The sequence below is a fragment of the Streptococcus sp. GMD4S genome, assembly GCF_000296955.1.
The window spans coordinates 1-23,602 of the sequence record NZ_AJRE01000017.1 but is presented as its reverse complement, the minus strand read 5'-3'; the positions used below and the strand labels follow the sequence as shown (position 1 = coordinate 23,602).

Below are 23,602 nucleotides of genomic sequence, written 5' to 3'. Positions count from 1 at the left end.
GACATTCTGTCATTTCTCCTTAAAATTTTTTAAATACAGTCTATTATAGCATAAACCACGGTTAATTTTCAAGTAATGAATGCGCTTTGAGTGTGTCTGTTTTTGGGAGAAAATGAAAAATCACCAATAGAACGTAAATAAAAGACCGAAACTTTCAACTTTTTCCTGTCCCAGTCTTGATTTATTGTTCTTTTGATGATACAATAGATTTAAACTGATTGAACAAGTAACGGTTGTTTAATCGGTGGGCGTTTGAGTGTTAGTAGCACTCAGCGCCTTTTGTTCGTGTTTTTTATAAGTCTATTATACCACTTTGGGAGGAAAATGCAAGCATTTTCCCAAACTTTTTTTTCTAAAAGGCTTGACAAATCATGGTTTCTTATGATTTTCAATCCCTTTCATCGGTAAGAGCTCCCCAATACTTCGGTTTTCGGTTTGAGCGATTGTTCTGTGGTAGTGTATAATCTGATTTTTGAGTATGTTGAAAGTGACCAGGATAATCTTTTTCCTGGTCTTTTATTGTTTGGTAGGATTTCCTCCACTCTCCGAAAAATAGGTCTCTCAATTCTCCTGTATGGTTTAAAAGAATGGTTTGGCTCATAGTGTCAGCGCCTTTCTCACTCCAATACATACCTCTATTTTTCATTCGATACGTCACTTTGCGATGCTGAGATTCCATGATACCAATACCCTTGCTACTGAGTCCAAAGCTCTCAGGATGATCAGTATATTTAAAGTTTTTCAGAAGTTGTCTTTTGAAGCGTTGAAAAGACTCTAATTTTTTGTCTGATTTAATCAAAGATTCAGCCGTATCAAGTACCGTTTCTAGTAAACCCTTATCTCGGCTCTTGACCGCTTTAAAGGCTTGTTTGGTCAGCTCTAAAGGAAAAGTACGTAAATTCTTTTTCAGGGATTGATTCACGTGAAAAGCATCCCAAAAGTGCAAATGCTCTTTAGGCTTAAAAGCACTAACTAAGTCCTTAAAGTCCGTAGGAGAATAGCCTTTACCACCATCAGAATTAGTCACAATGACCGTTTCGGGAGTAATTTCAAAATGCCTAGTCAACAAATCCATTAGTCTATCTTTGGCTTTATGACAGCGTGTAGAGATAACTTCTATCTTGTCTTTTAAGATATTCCTCTTCCCCTTCTTGCTTCCAGTATGGACGACAAAATGACTTAACTCAATAGACTTCTTTTTCCTGTCAGGCATTGCCTGTTTGACCCAAACCCCATCACCTTCAATATAGACTTTCTTTGCTCTCACTTTGTCCTGGTTATCTTCAGACCAGTCTGAAGCTGATAAAGAGTCGTACTCCTCTTTTTCAGCTAGTAGTTCACCTGCCATGTCTAAAGCGTGCTGAACTGTATTCTTGGTGATATAGATTTCCTTTAACATTTCCATCACCGATACAACTTTACGATAGGGCATAAAATTAGCAAGCTTGGTCACCTGGTAAAGTAGCTCCTGAGAAAACCTCGACCTTGGTTCTAGTCCTAGCTTTTCATCAACAGGGATTCGGATGGTGTCATCTTTCTTCCATCTGCTACGTGAAAAGGTCATTTCTCCAAAAGAAAAAATAACTGTCCGCTCTTTTTGATTGATTCTTTTGTACCCCTGCGCTCGCATAATAGGGGCAATGAATTTTTCATAGTTTTCAATCATCTTCAGAAAAGCCCGTTGATTATTTTGTTTCAACTGCCTTGAAAATTCTCTTTCGTCTAACACGGTTATATCCATTTTTGTCACCTCAATCATCGCTACCGCCTATTATACCCCAAAAACAAGAAAAGAAAAAAGACCTCTCCAAACGGAAAGGTCTATATTTCTATAGTGATTTTAATAGTGGTTTATATCATGATTTTAATAGTGATTAAAATCAATATCTAAAGTGATAAACCTTGGTCTTTTTGGTTCTTTGGAGCGGATGCAGTTGGCAAAACCTCTTGATACATTTTCTTCAGAGATAGCTCATGTTGACCACCTAACAATAGATTTTCAAAAAATCTATCCAGGTATTCAGGATTTTTCTTCAGCAATTTTGCATTGTCCAAAACCAGGGCATCCCTGAAGTAACGTGCATTCTCTTTGAACGGGCTATTATCAACTTCAAAGCCTAGTGAACGTAGGTACTTAATCATGAAGACCGTAACAGTTCGGGTGTTGCCCTCTCCAAACGGATGGATTTGCCAAATTCCCGATACAAACTTTTTCAAGTGCTTGACCATTTCTTCAGGTGTCTTCCCTCGATAGTCAAATTGTGACTCCTGGTCAAAATCATAGGTTAAGCTAGCCGAGATAGTTTGATAATGATCATAGATAACGCTATCTCCCTCTAAAATCGGCTCTTTTTTAGTGATGTTATAATGGCGATATTCTCCTAAAGGGATACCTTGGCTTAGAACGCCAAAGAATAGCTCTTTATGGATTGATTTTAGAGTGGTTGGGGCAAACTTGAAGGCGTTGCTTGATAACAGCTCTACAATCCTTAAAGAGACAATATCAGCTTCTTTCGTGCTATCATCGGTCTCTTCATGGTATTTGGTAATTTGGTCATAAATTTGTTGATACTCAATCTTACCTTCAATCTGCTCTTTAGCCAATTCAACCATATAGCGTGATGGCTCAAGACCGTCTACTTGCTGAAGACCAAAGCCAGTCTGCCATAAGTCAAGTTTAGTCTGATAGGAAAGGTTGGGGTTATCAATTTCATAGGTTGGTTGCATAGGTCACCTGCGTAAATAATATTATAGTGATTTTTATCATGATTTTAATAGTGATAAAAATATTGACGATTATTCTTCTTCATAACTCTCAATCCAATTATCAAGGAAAGTTGATGCTCCGCTATATCCTGCTTGCTCCGCAATCCTATCTAGCTTTTCTCGATTTTGGGGCTTCAAGGTGAACTGATAAGGATGTTTGGTCTTCCCTGATGGGCGACCTGCTCTTCGCCCTTGTGATTTTGCCTTAGGGACTGACGGTATTGTCTCGCCTAACGCTTTACTAATTTTGTCCTTTTTGATTTCAAAAGCCATTGCATACCTCTTTTTAAATAGCTATTTATATCATGATTTTAATAGTGATAAAAATATTTATTAAAATCATGGTTTTTATATTGATTGATATTAGGAGTTATCCGACACGGTCTGAATTTGGATCAGTGTTTCTTCCAAAGCTGAAAAGAAAGCCTTGTGTTCGTTTCGTGATGTTTGGTCAGCCATGATGTCAATAACAGTATTGTCTTTTGATGCTCGGTTAAACAATTCCTTTTGAGGAATTTGACCAACAACATTGTCATCATTTTCAAGGACAGATAACAACTCTTTCGATTTTGCCGTATTATGCTTTATCATGTTAGGCAAAAAGTAGAGTTTAGCAGTAATTAGAGACTCACGGCTTGGACGGACAATTTCTGTTTTTCTGTACTCGTCAAGACGGACTTCAAGATTTTGTTTCGCTTCAAAAGCAAAATCGCTTGGCGTAATGGGACTGAAAAGAGCATGACTAACAGCGATAGCATTTCTTGTAGCAATCCCGAAGTCAGGTCTGCAATCTAAAATCACATAGTCGTATTGTGCCAGGTTCTTTGCTTCCAGGTTTTCACCTAGCCAGTCATACAGAAACATATTCTGATTAGGATTGGTTTCAAGTCTTCTTTCAGCTTCATCTAGTCTCATAGAACCTGCAATTAAATCAATGTTAGGCGCAACCGATAAAATGGTCACGTCTCCTGAACCAGTAAAGACATTAGCAACTGTTCCTGAATCCTCGTAAACGTCATAAAAGTGTGTTAGGTTGCTTTGATGGTCTAGATCAATAAATAAAACTCTATGACCTTGACTAGCTAAATACTGACCTGTTAGAAGGGCTAAAGTTGTTTTTCCGACTCCACCCTTGATGGCAACAAAGCTGAGTAATTTCATTTATTTCTTTTCTCCTCCCTTTTTCTATACTTCTATTATAATATACATCATGATAAAAATCAATATAAAAATCATGATTTTAATAAATATTTTTATCACTATTAAAATCATGATATAAATCACTATCTTTTTATCTGATATTTTTCACGGTAGCGCCTAAACGTTCGCTCGTTTATGCCTGTTAAGCCTGCCACGTCTTTATCAGACATTCCTGAAAGGTAAAGCTCGAAGGCGTGTTTTAGTCTGCTATCGTCTTCAGTAAAGAGTGCCTTTCTGCCCTGGTATTTGCCCTGAGTTTTTGCAATAGCTATCCCTTGGGCTTGACGTTCCTTGATTCGTTCCCTTTCAGCTTGTGCCTGGTACTTGTATAGCTCTAAAATTAAGTTGTTTAGAAGCCGTCTCAAGTTATCATCTTCAATCCCTCGAAGGGTTGGAAGGTTTAACACTTCCAAGGTAGCCCCTTTAGTTTGTATCTGATTCATGACTTCAGTTAGCTCCTGGTTATTTCTTCCAAGTCGTTCTAGCTCTGTCACAACGACTATATCCCCTTCACGGATATAGTCAAGCATGGCTTTCAACTGTGGGCGGTCTTTGCTGACACCGCTGACCGCTTCCTGAAAGAGCCTGTCAACGTGCTTCAGTTGATCCAGTTGCCTATCCAAGTTTTGGTCAGTCGTGCTGACCCTTGCATACCCAATTTTTGTCATATTTCCCCTTTCTATTTTGCCTAACCCTATTGTCCGCCTCCTCATCCCTTTAAAATCAAGAAAACGGCAAGCGGTCAATAGGCTATAGCCTATTGACCGCTTGTAGTAAAGTGGTTTTTATGGAGTGTGAGGGATTCGAACCCTCTAGGCGCTATTTGGTACTTTCTGTAATTAGGATAAACAATTCAATGGTCACTCCAACAGCACCATTAACCACCAAGTTTGAAATAGACAACTTCATAGATATACCTCTTTTCAAGCTAGAAATAGCAATATAGGTTTGAATTAAATCACAAAGAAGCGATATGTCCAAGTTTATCCCTAAAACACTACATACTAATACACACTTTAGCACAAGAGTAATCATCCGCTAAGGTCTATATTAGCAGAATCATTATACTATTTTTAGTTTCAAATTTCAATAAAAATTAGTCTCAAAATTAAATTTCATCCATACTTGTTTCATAATGACTTTTAACATCTTGACGTCTTACTTCAGCGTTACGTTCTAATTTTTCATACTGAGTAAAGTCTTTAACGATGCTTTCAAATTTTTCCTTAAGTGCTTTCCGCTCGATGGAAACCTCGACCACCTGCTTTTCAATTTCTTTTGGATTGACTGAAGGTGAAATATTCAATTCTTCCAAAATTTGATAAGCTACTTTGGCATCAATCGGATTGTCTGCGTGAATATCTTCAAGCGCTGAAGCAATTTTATTGAGTCGCTCAATCTTCTCATCCAAACTATCAAGTGACTCTTGTGTTTCTTCAATCTGTCCCAGGAAGCGGTCATGTAACTCATGGAATTGGTCTGAATCGGATACCCCGTGACTAACCAGGTAATTATATTCTTTGACCAACAAATCCAACTTAGAAATGTTAGGGTTCTTGGTTAAGATATATTCTCCGCTTTCGTAGGCAAGTTGATTGATAAGCGTTGACCCTTTCATGAATTTATTGCTTGCTGAATTGTCAGGATTGATGAAATAGAAAAAATCTGACTTCTTGATAAAAATATCAAAACTTCCATCCTCTTGTCTATCAACAAGGCGACTAGGAATTTTGACTGTACCTTTGTTGGCAATACCGTATTGCATTTGAAGATAGATACCTGTGTCCGTCTCATGCTCGACCTGCCACGGTTCAATCTTGACCCGTATTTCAAAATCTTCTGCCTTTTCAGCTTGTAATTTGTCATACTCACTCTTGATACTTTCCAACGGATAGACGATTTCATTTTTAGCCAGGCGCTCCTCAATCTGTTCTAAAGAGTAGCGTCCCTTTTTAGATAAAGTGCTGTCACGGGTATTTCGTTTTTGGTCTTTATCCAATAATTTATACTTGGCATATTTCCCAGTAAAATCAACTGCAAGATTTAACGCCTTTGCCTTTTCTTGAAAATCTGAAAGGTTGGTTGAATGCTTCAGGAGAAACTCAAGCCGTGATTTAATTTCTAACTTGAAAACATTTTCTTTTTGGTAAGCTGAATATTCTTTGTGACCGAATTGATTTTGACGGTCAAGAATTTTTGCACCTGCCAGGTCTGCATACTTGTCAGAAATTTGTTCAAGGGCTTTCTTTGTTCCTTTTTGCCATCTGAATTTATTGAGTGTGACCGAGTTAGTGGAATTGATATAAATGTGATTATGAAGATGCCCCTTATCCATGTGAGTGGCAATGACAAATTGATGACTGCCACCTGTCAACTCAAGAGCTGTCTTCCGTCCTATCTCATGTACTTGCTCAGGTGTCAAATTGTCTTCAGGGGAAAAGGACTGAATGATATGGTGTGCCAAAACATCATTTTTGACCAACTCTTCATTATTGATTGGTCTTCCTTTTTCCAAATTGGCAAGTTGCTTCAACATCATAAATTCTGAATAAGCAGACTCAACATCAATCACCAAATTTCCTGAAACTAGCTGAGAGACTATCTTACCATCTACAACCTTCACAGGAAAGTTCAAATCAGAATCAATCAATTCTGTTCCAATAGTCTTAGCACCATCTTCAATATACTTGATACCATCAGCTAACTTGTTGACCGATTTTATCTGCTTAACTTTTGTAACAACCAAGTCAATTTACTCCCTTCTGTCTCTCATCATTTTTTCAATCATAGCCACTTCTTTATCAAAACTGTCATCCATCAACCGCTTAACTTCTGCAAGTGAAGCCTGCAAATTTTGAAAGTTTTCAAGTGTAATTTCTTCAGTTGTATTGACGTACTTTGCAAGCTGATTGATATTTGTACCAATACGATTTATCTCCGTTCTTAATTTTATCAGCTCCGAATAATCAACCGTGACAACCTCGCCTGTCAAAAGCATATAACGGGCGTAGGTGTTGAAATTTGAAAAATTATGATGCGCCATCCTCTGCTTAATAAGATCGTTTTCTTGAGGTGTCACTCGCATCTTTTTTTGAATTTGTCGGTATAATTTCTTTTCGTCACTCATTTTCTTCCTCTTTCAATTTACTTGACATCTGTGCCGTAGCCCTCTATACTTTTCAAACTGGCAAGCATAGCAAGGTGGTACCACCTTGCGAAATTTAAAAGATTTTTCCAACCCCAAATACTGGCAATTCTGCCAATTTGGGGTCGGTAAATCTTTCAAAGTTTTGGGGAAAATCCCCAATCCCCTTAGTCGTCTTTCAGACCTTAGTTGACTTCAACTTGTTGAAGCAACTCCTCTTTTAAGGACTGGTAGTCTTCATCTGAAAGAGAGTCAAGATAGGAAATTGTTTCTTGATATTCTTCAGCTAAGTCAGGGTCAATGCTTTTGAGTTCGTCCGCATCTTCATCTAAAAGGGCGATGGCTTTTCTGCGCTTGGCTTCAATAAAGCTTTCATTTCTTGTGTACGTTCCATTCTCTAAATAGAACAAGTTGAGAAGTAATGTTGTTTCAATAGTGTCATTCATGTTTTAGTCCTCCGTTTGTTTTCTGCGACTCATAAAGCCTGCGGATAATTGAGCGACAAGGTCTTCTACAGGTTCATCTCGTTGTCGCTCTTCTGCTCTTTTTTTGGAGCATCTTTCGCCTGCTCTTTCTCTTTAGGGTCAACCGCTTTTTCTTTAGATTGGTTTTTCAAGCGGTCAAGTTTTTCTTGAAAGGGATCCTTGGTCAGTTCTTTAGTTTGATACTTTTCAAGGGTTTTATCAATTCTTGAAATCAAACTATCTGCTTCTTTTTGTACAATTTTAATTTGACCTTCTAAGTCAGATAGTCCGTTAGGGTCATCTGTCCATGTTGCCAAATAGCCAAAACTGTACTCACTTGTATCTAGCCCATAATGACTAGCTACCACAAAAGCAACTGACTCAGCTTGTAATTCTGCAGTACTTCTTTTAAGAGGAGTTTCTTGTAATTTCTCCATGTTGTGTAGATCAGAATGTGCCATTTCATGAAAGATTGTTTTTAGTGTTTGTTGCTCAGACATCCCTTGCTTAATCACAATTTCATTGTTGTTTACGGAATAAAATCCGTTAGAGCCTTTGGTGTCTTTGCTAAATGAAAGGGGAACACCATTAGCTTCAGATACCTCTTTAGCTGACTTGTAAAGATTGCCATAATCTTCATAAGTCCCCTCAAGTTCATAGACTGGTTTGGGTAATTCTTTTCCATTTGTCTGTGAGACATCAAAGACTGGGACAAGTTTGAAAGACATGAATGTTTGTTCATTTCCATTCTCATCTAAGAGTGGTTCATTAGTTTTAGGGTCTCGTCTTTTTAGAGTTATAGGGGCAAAAATCCGTAATGACTTTTCTCCCTTATTGACACTTCTCTCAAATTCATCCTTCCACTTTTTGAAGGATGCCACGTGAGAAGCTTCAGGGTTTTGCATTAAAATCAACTGAATATTTCTCGGTGAGTAATTGTGAAATTTACTCATTGTGGTCAAGTATTGTTTGTAAGTGTCAGACTGAAAATAGTCTTTAACGCCATCCTTCAAAAGTTGAGAAAGCCCCTTACTGTCTTTTGCCTGAATCAGTTCAGCAACGCTTTTTTGTGGTTCAGGTGAAGGTTGATTTTGATTATTTGGATGATTGCTGTCAATAGGGTTTGACCCATAACTGACCTCTTCCTGGTCTGACTTTCCGTCACCGTCTGTGTCAGCATTAAAAGGACTTGTCCCTTGAGCTTTTTCAACTTCATCAGGAATACCATCACCATCTGAATCACGTTCAAGCTCTTCTTTTCGTGCTTCAGCTTGTTTTTTCTCTTCATCTTCTCTGAGAATTTGCTCAAAGCGATTTCTCAAATTTGGTTCATTATTGTCTGCCATAGCTAGACCTCCATTTTGTAAATTTGGTTCATCTTTAAAGGGTTCAAAATCTCTATTTTGTCGCAATATATCAAGCATTACTTGTCCATTATCTTTAACAAATTCAGGATTGATTGACATTGTTTTGATGCTGTCGTCTTTCTCAACAAAGACCCCTAATATCGTTTTTTCTTGATTTAAAGTATCCAGTTCAATGTTGAGCGTTCGGCTAGGCTTCAGCAATGTTGCAGGGAAGGTTGAGTTATCATCCGTCCGAAAAGCTAAAAGAATATCTTTATCGTCTGAACGAATAGCACTTGAAACATCTAACCGCCCCATCTTCTCAACGGAAGATAAATCATCAAAGACAAAAGAATCTGACTCAAAGATTTCAGGGAGCATAGGGAGTAATTTTGCCTTATCTCTAAAGCCAACCCCAACTGTTAAATTTGCAAAATCGCCTTTTCCTGAAGCTACGTCTTCAATGAATTGCTCTGATAAATTTTCAGCCCACTCATGATAAACAGGAGCAATCCCCGTCAAGTGCATCCAATGCCTTTTTTCAAAATCCACCTGAAGCATCTGAACGTCTTCTTTATCCTGGTAAAAATACGTGACCTTACTATCAGCCAACTCATTAAGATACCAGTCAGCCGATTTTTGAAATTCTTCAGCGTAACGATTGAGATACCTCAAATCTTTATCAGTCGCATAATGATAGCCATTTCTAAGCCCAACACTTGACTCTTTTGACCTATCAATGTTAAAATATAATTGAACATTGGCAGGAAAATCAGGTTGAGTCTTTGACTCTTCAGGCTGTGGTGCTGTCCTTGAAGGTTCGCCTTCTAAATAACCGGAATTGCGATTGATTAGTTCGCCCCCAATGTTATTAAGTGGCTCTTGACTTCGGTCAAGGGCTTTTTCTTTGCTTTCCTTCAGGTAGTCATTCCAATCCATCTTGTCCTGACTTTCCAATCTCGGGGGGAGATCTGGAGTCAATCCAATTTCTTCATTGGTCAACCGTTCAATAAAGGTGTGACCTGCTTCATCATTATCAACTGCAAGGGTAATTAAGTCCTTGTGCTTTCCATCCTTAAAAAAAGTGCTTAATTTAGCTGTTTTAGCGAGGAAGGACGATTTTTTCTCCTGGTCAACCTCATCATCAAGTTCACCAACTTCAGACAAGAGTTCTGCCACGTGACGGCTCACCGTTGATTCTTTTAAGCCATCCATCGCAACTAGACGGACATCTTGAAGGCTATCCTTATGAAGTTCATAATAGCTCATTAAATCAATAGGAGCTTCCGCAAAGACTAATCGTTTAGGTGTTCCAATATCAACGTGCATTCCCGTCATACCATCAGAAGCCCTCATAATCTGTTTTAAGCGCCCTCTCTCGTAAAGGTCATGATTTTCCTTAATACCTTGAAGAGAAGCACCTATAACCTCTCCTTGGTTATCTAAACTCTTGAAAACAATGACAGGTTCATAGTAGTCCCCTGTCTTTTTAGTGGCTTGTGATAAGACGTTTTTTTCTCTGAAAAAATCGATCGTCTCATCAGACAAGCCCCTGACTTCCTTCAGAAATTCCCTGGCTTCTATAAACTTAGTTTCATAAGGCTCAAGGTAATATCTGAAGGGTTCTTTTTCAGGAACGTTGGTCACATCGACCACGTCAAAACTACCTTCTTCCAAGAAGTGTTTTGCTTGCTTAAAAGAAAGCTTCTCCCCTGTCAATTCTTCCTGAACGACTTGAACCATTTTAATCACATCACCGCCATTGCTACGGGCAAACCAATTGAAATAGTTTTCCCTAACATTGATAGTGAAAGAGTCATGTTCTTCCCAAGCGTAAGTATAGCTTCCTGTTCGCTGTAAACTCATGCCCAGGCTTTCTGCCACTTCTAGGATTGACAGGGCTTTAAGTTCTTCAATACTCGCCATCTATCCTGCTCCTTACCTCTATTTCTTCCTGAAGCAAGCTATCAATATTAGCTTTTAAGTAAATCAGCTTTTCCTTAGAAGGTTCAATCCCCTCAACTTCAAGCACTCCTCTATACCGTTTAGGGTAGCTAAAAAGCTGTGTAGAGACTGCTTGAAAATCTTCAACGTCTAACGTCTTAATCAAGATGCTGACAAAGTCATTTAAGACCTCCCCCTGGTTGCTCTTTCCAGTCACTTGATGCTCAAGTGCAAACTGTTTGAGTGCTTCCGCCATCGTTGGCATCTCAACGACTGAAAAGAGGGTATCAAAGTAACCTATCCCCCTCATATTAGTTGTTTGTGTCATGTTTTCCTCCTTTTCCTCAAAATACAAAAGAAACCTGGTAGGTAATTCTAACAGGTTTTCTTTTGGTTAAGCCACTTCCTCAAATGGTAATTTTACTTCTAGCACCTTTGCGCTAGTTGTTTCTATCACCCTATCATGGTTGACGTTGGCATCCCAGTCATCCATATCAGACATGGAACGGGTATAACGATACCAGTTCGTATCACTTGGACTATTCGCCAGTTCTTTAGCACGTGGATGCTGAAGAACGTTAGTTTTCTTATCTCTGAAGACATTTTGTTTAGAGATAAAGATTAAGGCTTCATCAACCCCAATACGAGCCACCTCATCAGGTGTGAGAAGGTCACGCTGAATGGTCTGAATAGACTGACTGCTTGACCCTTGCGCTCCTCTTGTTTGCGACTGATTCTTAACATTGATAGTCTGCTTACCGCTTCGCATTGAGAAATAGTTCATTGTTTCCTTATCATTCGTCCCCAAGTAAACCAGGGTAGCACAGTTATTGAATATAGTCTCCCATTGATCTTTATAGAGTGCCTTCAATTGACTGATGGCTTGAATGATGATAGCAATTGAAATCTCACGGGAGCGAACTGAAGAGAGTGTTTCCGTGAAGTTTGGGAAACGTCCAAAGTTGGCAAACTCATCTAAGATAAGTCTGATATGGAACAAGTCTTCAGGTTTGCACGTTGGATGGTTTCCCTGAATGATTTCATCTGCTGTCTTTGGTAGCTGCCTAAACATCATGGTAAACATAGTCGTTGCAATAAAGTTGAAAGATTTATCTGTTTCAGGAATAGCGATAAAGACGGCTGTTTTTTCAGTCTGCCATTTTTCCATTTCCATTGAGTCACGGGCGGTCAGGTTTCTAACTGCATCATGGTCAAAGACGGCAAAACGTGAAGAAGCAATAGATAATACAGACGTCATTGTTTTGCCTTCAAAATTGCTATTAAACAATTCCCACTGCCTATTAGCATAGTTACCTTGTAATTCCTTTTCGAGTTCTTCAAACAGTCTTTCAACCACGCTTGGAGTATCTTCATCCTCACGCTTGATATTTCTTAAAAGGTCTGCAACCTGAGCGATATTTGGCTCATACTTCTTCAGGACTTTCCCGTCAAAGTAGAGATACCCAATCAACGCCCTCATCAAAAGCATTTCAGCCTGATTCCAAAAATCCTCACCTGTGTTATCTGACCGTTTTGTCCCTGCGATAATCGCTTCAGCAACTCTATCAATATCTAGCTCATCGTGCATATAGTGAAAGACGTTGAACTGATTAGAGTTGGTCAGATTGACCAGGTCAAAGACTTTGATTTTGTAGCCGTTGTCTTCAAGCATTTTTCCTGTCTCACGGACAAGAAGACCTTTCGGGTCAGTGATAACAAACGAACTATTCATTTGCATCAGGTTAGGTTTCACAAAGGTGAAAGTTTTCCCGTCCGCTGGTAAACCGACTGTCAGCGTGTTCTTGTTTAATTGACGGTTGAAAGGAAGGCGTTTATTGAAAAGTCCCATTCGAGCATTTTGACTGAAAATCATATCATTTTCAGGCTCTGTATCCCGAAAAGAAGCTATTTCCTTGTTCGTGGCGTACCGTGCCGACCCGTATTCCTCCCCGTAGCGGTAGCGCCCTTTGTCGCCAACTCGAAAGTAAAACATCAAGACAACAAAGAGAGCTAAACCGCCACCATATAGACTAGCTTGAGTGAAGTGAAAGTCAATAAAAGACTTACTTGTCCAATTCTCCATCATCCAATCCAAACGGGCATTATCTATAAAGGTAACTCCTTCAGTTGCAGGTGCTATGTCATAAAGCTTGACCAACCAATGCACTACATAGCAAAGGATAAGACCCACAATCAAATAAGGGAGAAAGCGACGTTTTTTCTGTTCTGTAACCATCTATAACCCCTTTTCATCTTTCGCAATAGCCTTCTTAGGCGTTGGTGTTTTAACCTTATCTTTAGTTTTGATTTCTGCGGTAACCTTTTTCTTGTAGTAAGTCAATTTTTCCTTTAAAGTCATGGTCTTTGGTGTTTTGATAAGATTTTTAGTAAGTTTTTCTGCCTTTTCAGGTTCGGTTAAATCATTGATGACCCCTTTGAAACTTGCTTCTAAGGCTTGCACGTTCTTTGCATCAATTGCTATTGTACTTGTACCGTTACCATTATCTTTTATAGAGAAGCCAACTTCATACCCCTTTAAATATTCTTCAAGACGTTCAGAGTTCAGTTCAGAGTTCAGAAACGTTTCAAAATGTTTTGTTTCCTTTGTTGCCATAAACTGATTCCAGTTGGTTTTATCCGTATATGTCTTGTTTTCAAGATAGTGATTAAATTTGTGATACGATTCTTCAAGTGCATAATACATTGATTTTAGAAGCATTTCGCCTGTTAATTTATATATATCGGCTACTTTCATTCCTATTCTCTCCTGATCCATTTTTATCCTCCTTTCTAAAAAAAAGCACTCAAAAGAGTGCTTTTATCTTATTCCTTAATTTGAACGTTTCTTTAGGAAAAAACTAATGACGATAGCCAATAATCCAAAACCTGCTAATGTTAGTAATATACTTTCTTTAAGACCAGTATTTGGAAGGGTTTTGAGCTTCCCATCTTTGTCAGTAACAGAGATAGTCTTATCTTCATTAACTGTTCCCCCAACTACCTCAGGCGCTACTACAGAGCCATCTGAGAGGACAACGTTGCCGTTCTGAGTGCTTACAATTGAAGCACCTGTTTCTGTCTGTACTGGTGCGCTAGGAGACACTTCTTGAACAACTTGACCTGTTACTTGCGAAGTTGTCCCTACCTGAGAAGCACCTGCTTCTACAGCTGTTTGAGCAGATACACCAGGGTTATTTGTTGGAACTTTAACATCAGGAATTAAGGTAGTTGTTCCCCCATCAATAGTTGAAACACTAACCTTATTATCTGACGTAGCATTGTCTTTTTTGTTCTTATCTTCAGAAGTCGGTGTAGTTGCTGTAGTTGTAGTTGTTGAAGAGCTGCTACTTGATGAAGCTGCTGAGCTTGAACCAGTTGCTACAGTTGTTCCAGGATCAGTTGGAGCTACAACAGAAGGTTGTTCTGAAGGTGAAGTTGGTACAGAAGGTACAGTTGTATCACTTGATGGAGCTGTTGTAGTTCCAGTATTTGGTGATACAGCAGGAACAGTTGTATCACTTGATGGAATTGTTGTAGTTCCAGTGTTTGGCGCTACAGCAGGAACAGTTGTATCACTTGATGGAATTGTTGTAGTTCCAGCGTTTGGCGCTACAGCAGGAACAGTTGTATCACTTGATGGAATTGTTGTAGTTCCAGCGTTTGGCGCTACAACAGGAACAGTTGTAGCATTTGATGGAGCTGTTGTAGTTCCAGTATTTGGTGATACAGCAGTAATAGCAGTTTCATTTTGTGAAGCGTTTGTATCTGCATAAACCATTTGAGCGCTCGCTGAAGCAAGTACGACAATAGATGATAGTGTGATGATTTTAGCCCATTTTTTCATGTTTTCTTCCTCTTTAATATTTATTTTAATGTTTATTTTAATATTTGTTTTAATATTTATTTTAATGTTTGTTATTCTGCAAAACCTGTAATAATAGGTTTACCTACGATTACATAGCCATACATTGATTTTTCCTCTTCACGTAAAGGAAGAGTCATTCTAATCGTTTTAATATTATTCGAGTCTTCTGTTGTAGTGATTACAAATGTAACTTGAATAATATCTTGTGATTCGGTTAGTGATTCGTAAATTGTTGATTGTGCTTGAACTCCTTTTTTGAGTTCAAGACCTTCAGTCTTCATTTCACTGCTTAAAAAATCTACAATATTTTCACTTTTTCCAGTATAGAAATTTGCGATAAAAAATCTACCAAAAACTTCAATTTTCCCTTGTTTCTCTTCAAGCTGTATCCGATTTTCAAGCTCATTAATTTTCTTAGATTGAACTTGAACAAGAGATAATGAAGCAATAGATGCTATTGTAATTAAACAGATAATTATTGTAAGAACAAGCGAACCAAACCTTAATTTTTTAGTTTTTATTGGCTTATCTGAGACTGATTTAGTAATCAATTTTTCTGTCTCTTTTTTATCTTCAACCAGGTTATTTTGAGATTGTTCTACGCTTTTAAGAGATTCTAACTTTTTATCTTTTTTAACAGAGGTACGCTTTTCTTTTTTATGCTTATTTGATTTTAAAAATCCAAATGATTTTTTTTCTCTTTTAAAACCAAACCCTGAGAGCGCTTCTTCCACAATTGATTCAAGAGGGAGAGATAAAGATAGACTGTCTAAAATTATCCCCTCTTCTCCCAATTGGTCTATTTGAATAGTTATAGTTTCTCCTCTATCTTCTGCCCAAACCGACCTATCATTAATAAGAGATAGTAATTCATCCCTATTTTGACAGGTTTCCTGCTGATTTGTTTGTAGATTAATAATTCTGAACATGACCCTCACCGACCTCTTCAGAAGAATTTACCTGGTTAGAATTATTAAATGCAAAATTTTCAAATTCATCAAAAGACTTACCTGACTCAGCCATTAACGCAATGATATATTCTGCTTGAAGTGCATTAATTTTCGCTTCATACTCTTTTTCCTTTTGATTCAAGGCTCTTTTCTGTTCTTGAATTTTTTCTAACTCAGCATTAAATTTTTCAAGTTTGCCCTTCAATGATTGTGTTTGTGTCTTTTTTGGTGCCATATTTTTCTCCTTTAATTTGAATTTGAGGTGCTAGGTGTTGTCGTTGGTTTTGTTGATGAATCTGTTGTAGAACCTTCAGATGGTTTTGTACTATCCAAAATTCCATAGTCACCTGTCTGATCAGTTAAAATAATGGATTCCATCTTATTTACTTTCATTTTACCGTTTTCATTAGTATAACTCATTCTCAATGTCTTTTTGTTCAAAACATTTTTTTGAGCAGTGTTATAGTTTTTCTTTTCATCTAGTAAAGTATTTACATAATTTACTTGCGCTATAACTTGTAATTTGTCTTGATTGATATAAATTTCTGCTGATTTAAACTGAAAATCTACAACAAATCCTTTATAGGTTTGGCTCACAGGTTCTTCTTCTTTAGCTACTGTTTGTTTATATAGACCATCAGTCATATACTCTTTATAGCGATTCCTATTCTCTCCAAGATCTTTTTTGGTATAATAGTTCACTAAAAATTCTTTTACCTCTTCCTGATTAAGCCCCTCCTTTGTTGCTGTCTGTTTACTTTCAGCACTTTCCTTTTTTTGATTGTGATCTGCTACTGTTTGTCCTATACCTACTCCAATAAATACGGCAAGGATAATCAATAATATATAACCAATAAATTTTATTACTTTTAATTTAGATGAATCTATCATAATTCTCCATTCTTTCTTCTATTTTGGCGGAATTGCAAATGTTAAATAACTTTGATTTGTCCAAAGAGTCCAATGTATTCTATTTTGAACTCCTTGAATATTACATTCAGAAACTAGGAAGCTACCATCTTCATTTACATGTTCAACGTAAGATACATGCCCATTCTCTTCTGGAGTATTCCAAAAACCTCCTTGAATTGACATAACAGCTCCTGCTACGGGAGTTGAACTATATTTCCATCCTCTAGCAGTCAATCCTCTAACCCAGTTCTGTCCATCTCCTAACCAATTATAATGAGGAGCTCCTGCTTCTACTAACCGATTATACACGTACCAGGTACATTGACCAATAGGGTAAGTATTACCATCAAGACTAGCTGATACAGTCGCTGATGAAGGATAGCTAGATATTTTAGATGAATACTCTGAAGGAAAACCCCATGAACTTTCTAAAACGGAACTTCCTCCTTTAGTGTGACCTCTAGGATTTTTGAGATACGATAAAACTTGTTGAGCATTATGTTGCCGTTCTTTTACTTTATCTCCTTCGTTCCCTTCCCAATTAACCAGGAATTTATTAGTTAAATAATCTACATCATCGTTTGAATGAAGGATATTCTTTAAATGTTCAATGTAGTAAGGAGAATCACCATTTAGCATGAAATCAAGTTGAAGTTCAAGATCATACCATTTTTTTCCTTTTTCCTTAGCATAGTTCAATAACATTGTATGTCTAATCGAACCATCACGGGTATCAGTCCATTGTCCAAGTCCAATCCCTCTATGGATAATATTTGGATATTTCCCTTGATACACTTCAGCATTCCCCATATTCAACCAGTTAGGATCATCCCAAGAGCTAGCTGAAGCTCCCACGGGAGGATTCAGATAATCTCCTTCAGCACGTTTTGCTGTTATTGATGATTCTGTCCAAAAGTTTCCTAAAATTGCTGAGATACCATTTAAGGTTACGCTACTATCTTGTTTTTTGAAGAAGTTGTATATATCATTTATTTTTTTACCAATATCACCGTCTAGGTTCATATCTGAAATTACTGAAGTAGTCTGATTGTATTCAACTTTTGGAAGATAGAAACCAACATTTACCCAAACCCATTCTTTCTTTTTCTTGTTTTTGAGTTTTCTATAGTAAACTTCTTGCCCTCCTACATCACTTACCTCACCAATTTCATTCCCGACTTTAATCTTATCACCATCATTAACACGAACACGAGTCACATTCTTATAAGTAAACTCTGCCGTTTCTGATGATATAATCACATCTTGCTCTTTTATAGAAATTGTACCATCCATTACAGCATAAAGTTTTGACCCTTGATTCGCTTGCAAAACAGAACCATTATATATCTCTGTTTTTGAAACATAGCCAAACCTTTTATCAATCCGTATTGGATCTAATTTTTCATCATTTGCTTCAGCATTAAAGGGGTTTGACAAATCGTTGTAGGTTACATAATAGCCTACTTGTTTTGCCTGTTCTAAGACTTCGTTATACTCTTTCAACTCGGATTCACTCAATCTTAGATATTTATTTTCAGACGAAGTATAGATATCAGACATTGTTTTTAAATTGTCTTTATCTTTATTTAATTCTTCCCAAGTATCGGAAAGAAGCTCCCTGTAAGAATGATTTAATTCCCACCACTTCTTATCCGTATTATAGGGTGAATCTAGCTTGTAATCTTCATATTTGTAACCCATGAACATCATTATTTCATCAATATTTGTCCAATAATCAACTTTATCTGTTGATTTTTCTCTATCAATTTTTGAAATATGAGTCCAAGCTTCTGTAAGATCAAACTCGTTTTGTGCTACAGTTGAAGTTCCTCCACCTGTCACGACTCCTAACAGGGCAATAATCAGAACTCCTAAAAACATAATCAAGTAGGCTTTAGCTGATAAGGGATTTTTAAGAACTGTCAAGATAGGCTTCCCAACTTTTACAGCTACTTTTTTAGTAGCACTAGCGGTCTTACCTGCCTTTGAAGTTCTTAATTTTGCCCGTAAACGTTGGTATTTATTAGTAACTTTCGTTTCCCATCGATTGGCAACAGGAGTCCTGGTAAAACTACGACCACGGACAAGGTTATAGGTGCGATTTCCTGCACCATATACGACCCTAGTTGCCCCTTTACCAATCTTGACGGTATAATTGCCTAGCTTCTTAGCTTGTCTTACTTCAGCGTGTGTTCTACGGATAGTCTGACGTGCTGAAGCAATATCTTCAAGCACATCATTATCCTGAAAAGCTGAATCCACAAAATGAGAAGCCTGGTGATGAGTAACTCGCCCCAGCTTTTGAGCCTTTGTCCCACCGTTACGCTGAATGGCTTGGCGTTTCTTTGCTTTAGCGGTCTTCTTACGCTCTTTGAGCGTTTCAATCTCTTTACTAGCGACCGTCCGTCTTGCCTTTTGTTTCTGCCCCAGGTAACGCTTTTCAGCATCTGTCTTGGGGTTTAAGAGCCGAGCTTCTCTCTTTTCAGCTTGTTTATAGCTGTTTTTCGTTGTCTTGAGGTCAGACTTGGCTTCCTTGTACTCACGTTTGGCATCACGGAGATCACGTCTTGTTTTTCTCGACAACGTAACACCTCCTAAGCATCTGTAGTGACAAGCTCATAGAGTCTTGTGTGTCTTGGGATAGGATTTTCAAAAGGTACAACCACTTGACCTGCGACAATCAAGCCCGTTCCTTTTGCTTTTGGTTTTTCAATGTATCTTACTAAAGTTGGAGTTAAAGAAATGGCTTTAGAAAGAGCCAATAAGTCTGATTTCTTGTGTTTCAAGAGAATCATGAACTCACTATTAGATACCAACTTGCGCCCTTCTTCTTTGTTCATCAGAGTTTCAATATTTTGTGTGATGGCTGTGGCAATCGCCCCATATTTACGAACCCGTGAATACAACTCTGTAAAGAAGATAGCCTGGGCTTCTTCTTTGAAGAAGAGCTGTACCTCGTCAAAATAAATGCGAGTAGTGAGTTTCCCTTGGGAAGCGACAACTTGATTCCAAATGTAGTCCTGAATAACCATCATCGCAAACGGCTTGAGTTTTCCTGACAAGCGTTTCAAGTTGAAGACCACAAAGCGGTTTGTAATATCAACGTTGGTCTCGTGTGCAAAGATACTTTGTGACCCTTTGGCATAGATTTCAGACTTGAGCGCCAATTCCTGGGCTTCAGGTTCTTCTTGTTCAAGCAAAACATCGTGCCAATCTGCAAGCGTTGGCGTTCTATCTACATTAGCGAATCTTGCATATGTTTCACGTGTCACACGGTCAATAATGGTATATTGCACGTCACCGACTTCATCAAGAATAGACTCAAAGAGCCCCATGAGAAGGTTTGACTTATCCCCGATAGGGTCATCATCTTCATCCTTCAGTTGACTCGAATCAGGCAAGTCCATCAAGTTTAGGTGTGACTTAGAACCGATATAAATATCAACCAACTGCGCCCCGAACTCACGTCCAATATCGGAATATTCATCTTCAGGGTCAACAATGATGATACGGTCTTCAGGGTTCTTCAGATAAGTTGGTATGATTTCCATGGTTTTTACAGTAACAGACTTTCCTGAACCTGAAGAGCCAAGAACTACGCCCGAACCAGTGTTCAGGTCTGCTTTACGGTCAACCGTAATCACATTGTTAGATAGTTGATTTTGACCGTAATAGAGCGCCCTCTCACTATCTGACTTCAGGTCAACGTTCATAAAAGGAACTTGTGTAGCCAAGTTAGCTGTTGTCATATCACGTATAAAGCGACGTTTCACATTTAAGAAGGTGTGACCAATAGGAAGGATGGTATTGAGTCCTTCTTCCTGGTAATAGTAACACTCTTGAAAATCAACGCCAACCTTACGTGAAGCGGTCAAGACTTTATCTGTGATACTTGCCAGCTCCTCCTCATCCTCAGCCTTGAAGTAAAGAGCAATCAAACCTGAAAAGGCTTTTTGGTCATTGTCATCAATCTCTTCTTTCCATCGTTTCGTTGACTCAGAAATTTCACGTGCTCGACCTGAGACAGCCAGATCCTGGTCAACCCCTTCTTGAGCGCCTGACCGTTGAGCCTTGACCATTTCAGCTTTGATAGTTGTATCCGCATTGTTAATCTTACGCATAAAGCTAGATGGCTCATAAGGCTCAGCATGAATCGTGATAGCCAACTCAACGCCTATATCCGTTAAACTCTTAATCAGTCGGTCTGTTAAGAAAGTTGGAAAGTTTCTAGCATACATGACTTTTGCGACCCCTTCATTGATACGGAAACGATTTTCCAAGAAATGAAGCCTGTTAGGGGCGATAAAATCTTTTGTATGTAATTCTGAAAGAGCAATATCCCTGAAGTTATAAGGGAGTTTGTGTTTGCCCAGGAGCAACTCCGCAAACACGTCAAGACGTTCTTTCCCGTCCATTTCTTCAAAGGTAATATCCATTTGAGAGTATTGATTTTCAAGTGAGTTGCCTAGCTCGCTTAAGTTGGCATCCGCTTGCCCTCGATTATAGGCTTCTGTCTTCAAGGTCACATATTTTTCAACCTTGAAATTCTTTGAGTCACTTGAAAAACGACTTTCAATCATTTCATTGTATTCCTTACGGAAATTATCAAAGCCGTCACCAATCTCATCATACTTAATTTGCTCAACAGCGTTGTCTTCGACTCTCCGATTGATAACCAGGAGCTGATAAGTAGAGCCTGCATCAAGTGAATTGAGCGCTTCAGCGTGTGTATCAATCACGTCAATCTTTTCTTCCTGATTAGCGGATAGATAGGCGACATCACCCAAGCGATAGGTTCTTGACCATTCGTTTTTGGCAATGTGCATCAGCCCATTTTCAAATAGGCTATTGTATTTAATGGTATTTTGTGTTGAAGCCTTCAAGGAGCGTTTTAAGCGTGCCTTACGTTCCTTTTCAGCCTTCGTCAACTTCTTTGACTTTCTTCCAAGATTTAAAATCATCTTTTGTGAACTCCTCTCCTTCCTCAAATTCTGTAATAAAAGCTCGCTTCTGAACTTTTAGATTAAACATGACCTTGTCTTTGACTGCTTCATCAAAGCCTAGCCCGTAAATGATAAAGGGAGGGGCAATGAGGAGCGCCACAAGGTACATAAAAATATCTGATAGTCCCATTATGGAAATGGTGATAGTGAGTGACACCACTATCCCAATCCCAAGCAACATGACTAAAAGACGTTTGGTCATCCCAAAGGCGACGGGTCTTTCATAGTTGTCAAACTGCTTGAGGAACTCACTTCCTAATTTGTTCATACAACCTCTTTCTAGCTACAATAAAAACACCTTGCTCTGGCAAAGTGTTTGTTCAACAGTTTCAATTTTGTTAGTCTCTCATGCGTCCAATCGTTGACATGATAGCACCAATTAAAGCCACAATCAAAAGAATTGGTATCGAAGTATTATTAAATATAAGGTTGGTATTAACTTCGTAATCTAAAATCGTCCCATAGTAAATAACTCCTGCAATACTCCAAAAAATAGATAGACCAATAAACATGATTATCCAATTCCAAAGGACACTTAAAAGGAAAAATGGAGTTGCAATCAGAAATCCAATAATCATAATCAGACCTGATAAAATCAGACTAAAGAAGTTGCCAATCATTGACCAAATGGAGCGTTTCACTCGTTTAGGGGCGTTTGATTGAACTGGTGTAGGGGTTTCTACTAGTTCTTCTTGCGATTGAGGAGACAATTTGAAATGGTTTCCTTCTCGCTTGATATAGTATCGTTTTTCTGACATGAACTCACCTCCTTATAGAACTATTTTACCAAATTTATTGCTTTTTTACATGGCATTTAAAAGTGTTTTTGCCAAGCGCTGACTACCGAACAAGGCGACAATATAGACAATACTTTTTGCGATAGATGCAAAAGCAGTCGCCCAATCTCCTGATGATGCTTTAAATAAGTCATCCGTTACCAAAGCTGGGTAAAGTCTGACAATAATGACAAGCAATAACCCTTGTAAGGCGTAAGCTGAAAAGTGTTTTAAGAAGTTGACGGCTACTGGCTTTGTCTGTTCAGACATGAAGAAAGCCACAATTAGCGGAGCGACTGCCTTCAAGAGATACATTTGGAAAAATCTCATAAAGACAAGTAATTTCGCACATACATCAGCTATTAGCTCAGTAAAGTTGCCTACGATATTGACAATCTGTTTGGCTATCCATCCACTTATACCTGAAGTATCCATATCAGACTTAAATGTTTTATTCGGTAACACGCCATCGACAAGAGCAATCCCCCTGTTAAAGACAAATACGATAAAATCAAAGATTTCTGAAATGTTATAAACCAATAGAAATGCAATAGCATATCCAAGGGCTACTTCCATCCAAAGCTGAACCGTTAAGCCACCGCCCTCTTGTCCTAACCGTCTATTCCATGAAAAAATATCAAATAGAAAGAAAGTTAAAATCAAGATTGAAGCGACTGGCAATAAAGCCCCGTTAATCTTATCAGCGTATTGATTGACTGTTGAACTATACTCAGCTAGAGAATTTGTGATATTATCCATTCACTCTAGCTCCTTTCAGATTTAGCTGATAGCTTGAAGCGCTGCAATAATTGCTTGGCAGACCGCCGCCCCGATAACACCGATAGCGCCACCGTTAATCATGGCATTTGCCCCTTTTTCCTGGCGCATAGAGTCATTGTTGTTACGACCACCAAAGAAATCAATAATTCCTGCAAGAACCCATACAAGTCCTGTAATACCAACGACTGCTTGAACAATTTGAAAAACTTTAACTGCTGTATCCATAAGATTTAATCCTCTTTCTTTTTTGTAATTTGTAAATGTTTAATTGCATCTGCAAGGACGACCATTTCGTCCTCAAAAAGTGTGACACCCTTGCCAACTCGTGAATGGTCATCTTTCCATGACCGTATATCATATTTTGGCTCGGCATCATTCCATGAAATAATGTTTAGTTCCTTTTGCCACCCTTTGTCATTCTTTGATAGGACAGCAATCGTCTCAATGATTT

The 23,602-nt window shown here is 38.3% G+C and carries 23 protein-coding genes; all 23 read right to left on the bottom strand.

The genetic code is table 11. The annotated features are described in order from the left end of the window. Nucleotides 1-388: 388 nt before the first annotated feature. The gene (locus GMD4S_RS00280) at nucleotides 389-1,741 is read right to left on the bottom strand and encodes an ISLre2 family transposase (RefSeq protein WP_000355715.1); all 1,353 of its coding nucleotides are present in this window, start codon (nucleotides 1,739-1,741) and stop codon (nucleotides 389-391) included. A gap of 146 nt (nucleotides 1,742-1,887) precedes the next feature. Then, entirely contained in the window at nucleotides 1,888-2,727 is an 840-nt protein-coding gene (locus tag GMD4S_RS00275) for a Fic family protein (protein WP_001183258.1), read from the bottom strand. Between the two features lie 69 nt (nucleotides 2,728-2,796). Continuing rightward, a complete protein-coding gene (locus GMD4S_RS00270; protein ID WP_000863487.1) occupies nucleotides 2,797-3,039 on the bottom strand; it encodes a hypothetical protein in 243 nt (80 codons plus the stop codon). A gap of 90 nt (nucleotides 3,040-3,129) precedes the next feature. Next, the gene (locus GMD4S_RS00265) at nucleotides 3,130-3,927 is read right to left on the bottom strand and encodes a ParA family protein (protein WP_000771877.1); all 798 of its coding nucleotides are present in this window, start codon (nucleotides 3,925-3,927) and stop codon (nucleotides 3,130-3,132) included. Nucleotides 3,928-4,049: 122 nt separating this feature from the next. Next, nucleotides 4,050-4,634, bottom strand: a complete 585-nt coding sequence (locus GMD4S_RS00260) for a recombinase family protein (RefSeq protein WP_000161250.1) — start codon at nucleotides 4,632-4,634, stop codon at nucleotides 4,050-4,052. Between the two features lie 440 nt (nucleotides 4,635-5,074). Beyond that, complete coding sequence (locus GMD4S_RS00255; protein WP_000261840.1) at nucleotides 5,075-6,712, bottom strand: helical hairpin domain-containing protein; 1,638 nt, start codon at nucleotides 6,710-6,712, stop codon at nucleotides 5,075-5,077. 6 nt (nucleotides 6,713-6,718) lie between these two features. Then, a complete protein-coding gene (locus tag GMD4S_RS00250; protein WP_001278769.1) occupies nucleotides 6,719-7,093 on the bottom strand; it encodes a plasmid mobilization protein in 375 nt (124 codons plus the stop codon). 203 nt (nucleotides 7,094-7,296) lie between these two features. Beyond that, nucleotides 7,297-7,557, bottom strand: coding sequence for a hypothetical protein (locus GMD4S_RS00245; protein WP_001000164.1), 261 nt, complete (start codon nucleotides 7,555-7,557; stop codon nucleotides 7,297-7,299). Nucleotides 7,558-7,622: 65 nt separating this feature from the next. Then, a complete protein-coding gene (locus GMD4S_RS00240) occupies nucleotides 7,623-10,847 on the bottom strand; it encodes a PBECR4 domain-containing protein (protein ID WP_000146487.1) in 3,225 nt (1,074 codons plus the stop codon). After that, nucleotides 10,834-11,193 (bottom strand): hypothetical protein, encoded by a 360-nt coding sequence (locus GMD4S_RS00235; RefSeq protein WP_000195209.1) that lies wholly within the window; start codon nucleotides 11,191-11,193, stop codon nucleotides 10,834-10,836. Before GMD4S_RS00235 ends, GMD4S_RS00240 begins: the two co-directional genes overlap by 14 nt. A gap of 66 nt (nucleotides 11,194-11,259) precedes the next feature. After that, nucleotides 11,260-13,101, bottom strand: a complete 1,842-nt coding sequence (locus tag GMD4S_RS00230; protein WP_000255736.1) for a VirD4-like conjugal transfer protein, CD1115 family — start codon at nucleotides 13,099-13,101, stop codon at nucleotides 11,260-11,262. Beyond that, nucleotides 13,102-13,641, bottom strand: coding sequence for a hypothetical protein (locus GMD4S_RS00225; RefSeq protein ID WP_000371899.1), 540 nt, complete (start codon nucleotides 13,639-13,641; stop codon nucleotides 13,102-13,104). It abuts the gene before it with no gap. 54 nt (nucleotides 13,642-13,695) lie between these two features. Beyond that, nucleotides 13,696-14,709 carry an LPXTG cell wall anchor domain-containing protein gene (locus GMD4S_RS00220; protein WP_000758650.1) on the bottom strand — a complete coding sequence of 338 codons (1,014 nt, stop codon included), beginning with the start codon at nucleotides 14,707-14,709 and terminating at the stop codon, nucleotides 13,696-13,698. A gap of 71 nt (nucleotides 14,710-14,780) precedes the next feature. Beyond that, nucleotides 14,781-15,659: a hypothetical protein gene (locus GMD4S_RS00215; protein ID WP_000488421.1), complete on the bottom strand. Its 879-nt coding sequence runs from the start codon at nucleotides 15,657-15,659 to the stop codon at nucleotides 14,781-14,783. Beyond that, nucleotides 15,643-15,915, bottom strand: a complete 273-nt coding sequence (locus tag GMD4S_RS00210) for a hypothetical protein (RefSeq protein WP_000035316.1) — start codon at nucleotides 15,913-15,915, stop codon at nucleotides 15,643-15,645. The genes GMD4S_RS00215 and GMD4S_RS00210 overlap by 17 nt, the downstream gene beginning before the upstream one ends. Nucleotides 15,916-15,926: 11 nt before the next feature. After that, nucleotides 15,927-16,571: a hypothetical protein gene (locus tag GMD4S_RS00205; protein WP_000567329.1), complete on the bottom strand. Its 645-nt coding sequence runs from the start codon at nucleotides 16,569-16,571 to the stop codon at nucleotides 15,927-15,929. Nucleotides 16,572-16,589: 18 nt separating this feature from the next. Further along, on the bottom strand, nucleotides 16,590-19,175 hold the full coding sequence (locus GMD4S_RS00200; RefSeq protein ID WP_000088416.1) for a phage tail tip lysozyme: 2,586 nt from the start codon (nucleotides 19,173-19,175) through the stop codon (nucleotides 16,590-16,592). Nucleotides 19,176-19,186: 11 nt separating this feature from the next. Continuing rightward, nucleotides 19,187-21,553, bottom strand: a complete 2,367-nt coding sequence (locus tag GMD4S_RS00195; RefSeq protein ID WP_000602695.1) for a VirB4-like conjugal transfer ATPase, CD1110 family — start codon at nucleotides 21,551-21,553, stop codon at nucleotides 19,187-19,189. Next, entirely contained in the window at nucleotides 21,507-21,863 is a 357-nt protein-coding gene (locus GMD4S_RS13700) for a hypothetical protein (protein WP_001037297.1), read from the bottom strand. The genes GMD4S_RS00195 and GMD4S_RS13700 overlap by 47 nt, the downstream gene beginning before the upstream one ends. Nucleotides 21,864-21,933: 70 nt before the next feature. Beyond that, nucleotides 21,934-22,353 (bottom strand): hypothetical protein, encoded by a 420-nt coding sequence (locus GMD4S_RS00185; protein WP_001291572.1) that lies wholly within the window; start codon nucleotides 22,351-22,353, stop codon nucleotides 21,934-21,936. Nucleotides 22,354-22,398: 45 nt separating this feature from the next. Further along, complete coding sequence (locus GMD4S_RS00180; RefSeq protein ID WP_000368851.1) at nucleotides 22,399-23,130, bottom strand: type IV secretion system protein; 732 nt, start codon at nucleotides 23,128-23,130, stop codon at nucleotides 22,399-22,401. 21 nt (nucleotides 23,131-23,151) lie between these two features. After that, entirely contained in the window at nucleotides 23,152-23,376 is a 225-nt protein-coding gene (locus GMD4S_RS00175) for a hypothetical protein (protein ID WP_000379145.1), read from the bottom strand. A gap of 5 nt (nucleotides 23,377-23,381) precedes the next feature. Continuing rightward, on the bottom strand, nucleotides 23,382-23,602 hold a 221-nt coding region (locus tag GMD4S_RS00170; protein WP_000530572.1), incomplete at its 5' end, for a YdbC family protein.

Coding starts and splice junctions, on each gene's coding strand:
- GMD4S_RS00280 (WP_000355715.1), bottom strand. CDS start 1,741: ATGGATATAACCGTGTTAGACGAAAGAGAATTTTCAAGGCAGTTGAAA.
- GMD4S_RS00275 (WP_001183258.1), bottom strand. CDS start 2,727: ATGCAACCAACCTATGAAATTGATAACCCCAACCTTTCCTATCAGACT.
- GMD4S_RS00270 (WP_000863487.1), bottom strand. CDS start 3,039: ATGGCTTTTGAAATCAAAAAGGACAAAATTAGTAAAGCGTTAGGCGAG.
- GMD4S_RS00265 (WP_000771877.1), bottom strand. CDS start 3,927: ATGAAATTACTCAGCTTTGTTGCCATCAAGGGTGGAGTCGGAAAAACA.
- GMD4S_RS00260 (WP_000161250.1), bottom strand. CDS start 4,634: ATGACAAAAATTGGGTATGCAAGGGTCAGCACGACTGACCAAAACTTG.
- GMD4S_RS00250 (WP_001278769.1), bottom strand. CDS start 7,093: ATGAGTGACGAAAAGAAATTATACCGACAAATTCAAAAAAAGATGCGA.
- GMD4S_RS00245 (WP_001000164.1), bottom strand. CDS start 7,557: ATGAATGACACTATTGAAACAACATTACTTCTCAACTTGTTCTATTTA.
- GMD4S_RS00240 (WP_000146487.1), bottom strand. CDS start 10,847: ATGGCGAGTATTGAAGAACTTAAAGCCCTGTCAATCCTAGAAGTGGCA.
- GMD4S_RS00235 (WP_000195209.1), bottom strand. CDS start 11,193: ATGACACAAACAACTAATATGAGGGGGATAGGTTACTTTGATACCCTC.
- GMD4S_RS00230 (WP_000255736.1), bottom strand. CDS start 13,101: ATGGTTACAGAACAGAAAAAACGTCGCTTTCTCCCTTATTTGATTGTG.
- GMD4S_RS00225 (WP_000371899.1), bottom strand. CDS start 13,641: ATGGATCAGGAGAGAATAGGAATGAAAGTAGCCGATATATATAAATTA.
- GMD4S_RS00220 (WP_000758650.1), bottom strand. CDS start 14,709: ATGAAAAAATGGGCTAAAATCATCACACTATCATCTATTGTCGTACTT.
- GMD4S_RS00215 (WP_000488421.1), bottom strand. CDS start 15,659: ATGTTCAGAATTATTAATCTACAAACAAATCAGCAGGAAACCTGTCAA.
- GMD4S_RS00210 (WP_000035316.1), bottom strand. CDS start 15,915: ATGGCACCAAAAAAGACACAAACACAATCATTGAAGGGCAAACTTGAA.
- GMD4S_RS00205 (WP_000567329.1), bottom strand. CDS start 16,571: ATGATAGATTCATCTAAATTAAAAGTAATAAAATTTATTGGTTATATA.
- GMD4S_RS00195 (WP_000602695.1), bottom strand. CDS start 21,553: ATGATTTTAAATCTTGGAAGAAAGTCAAAGAAGTTGACGAAGGCTGAA.
- GMD4S_RS13700 (WP_001037297.1), bottom strand. CDS start 21,863: ATGAACAAATTAGGAAGTGAGTTCCTCAAGCAGTTTGACAACTATGAA.
- GMD4S_RS00185 (WP_001291572.1), bottom strand. CDS start 22,353: ATGTCAGAAAAACGATACTATATCAAGCGAGAAGGAAACCATTTCAAA.
- GMD4S_RS00180 (WP_000368851.1), bottom strand. CDS start 23,130: ATGGATAATATCACAAATTCTCTAGCTGAGTATAGTTCAACAGTCAAT.
- GMD4S_RS00175 (WP_000379145.1), bottom strand. CDS start 23,376: ATGGATACAGCAGTTAAAGTTTTTCAAATTGTTCAAGCAGTCGTTGGT.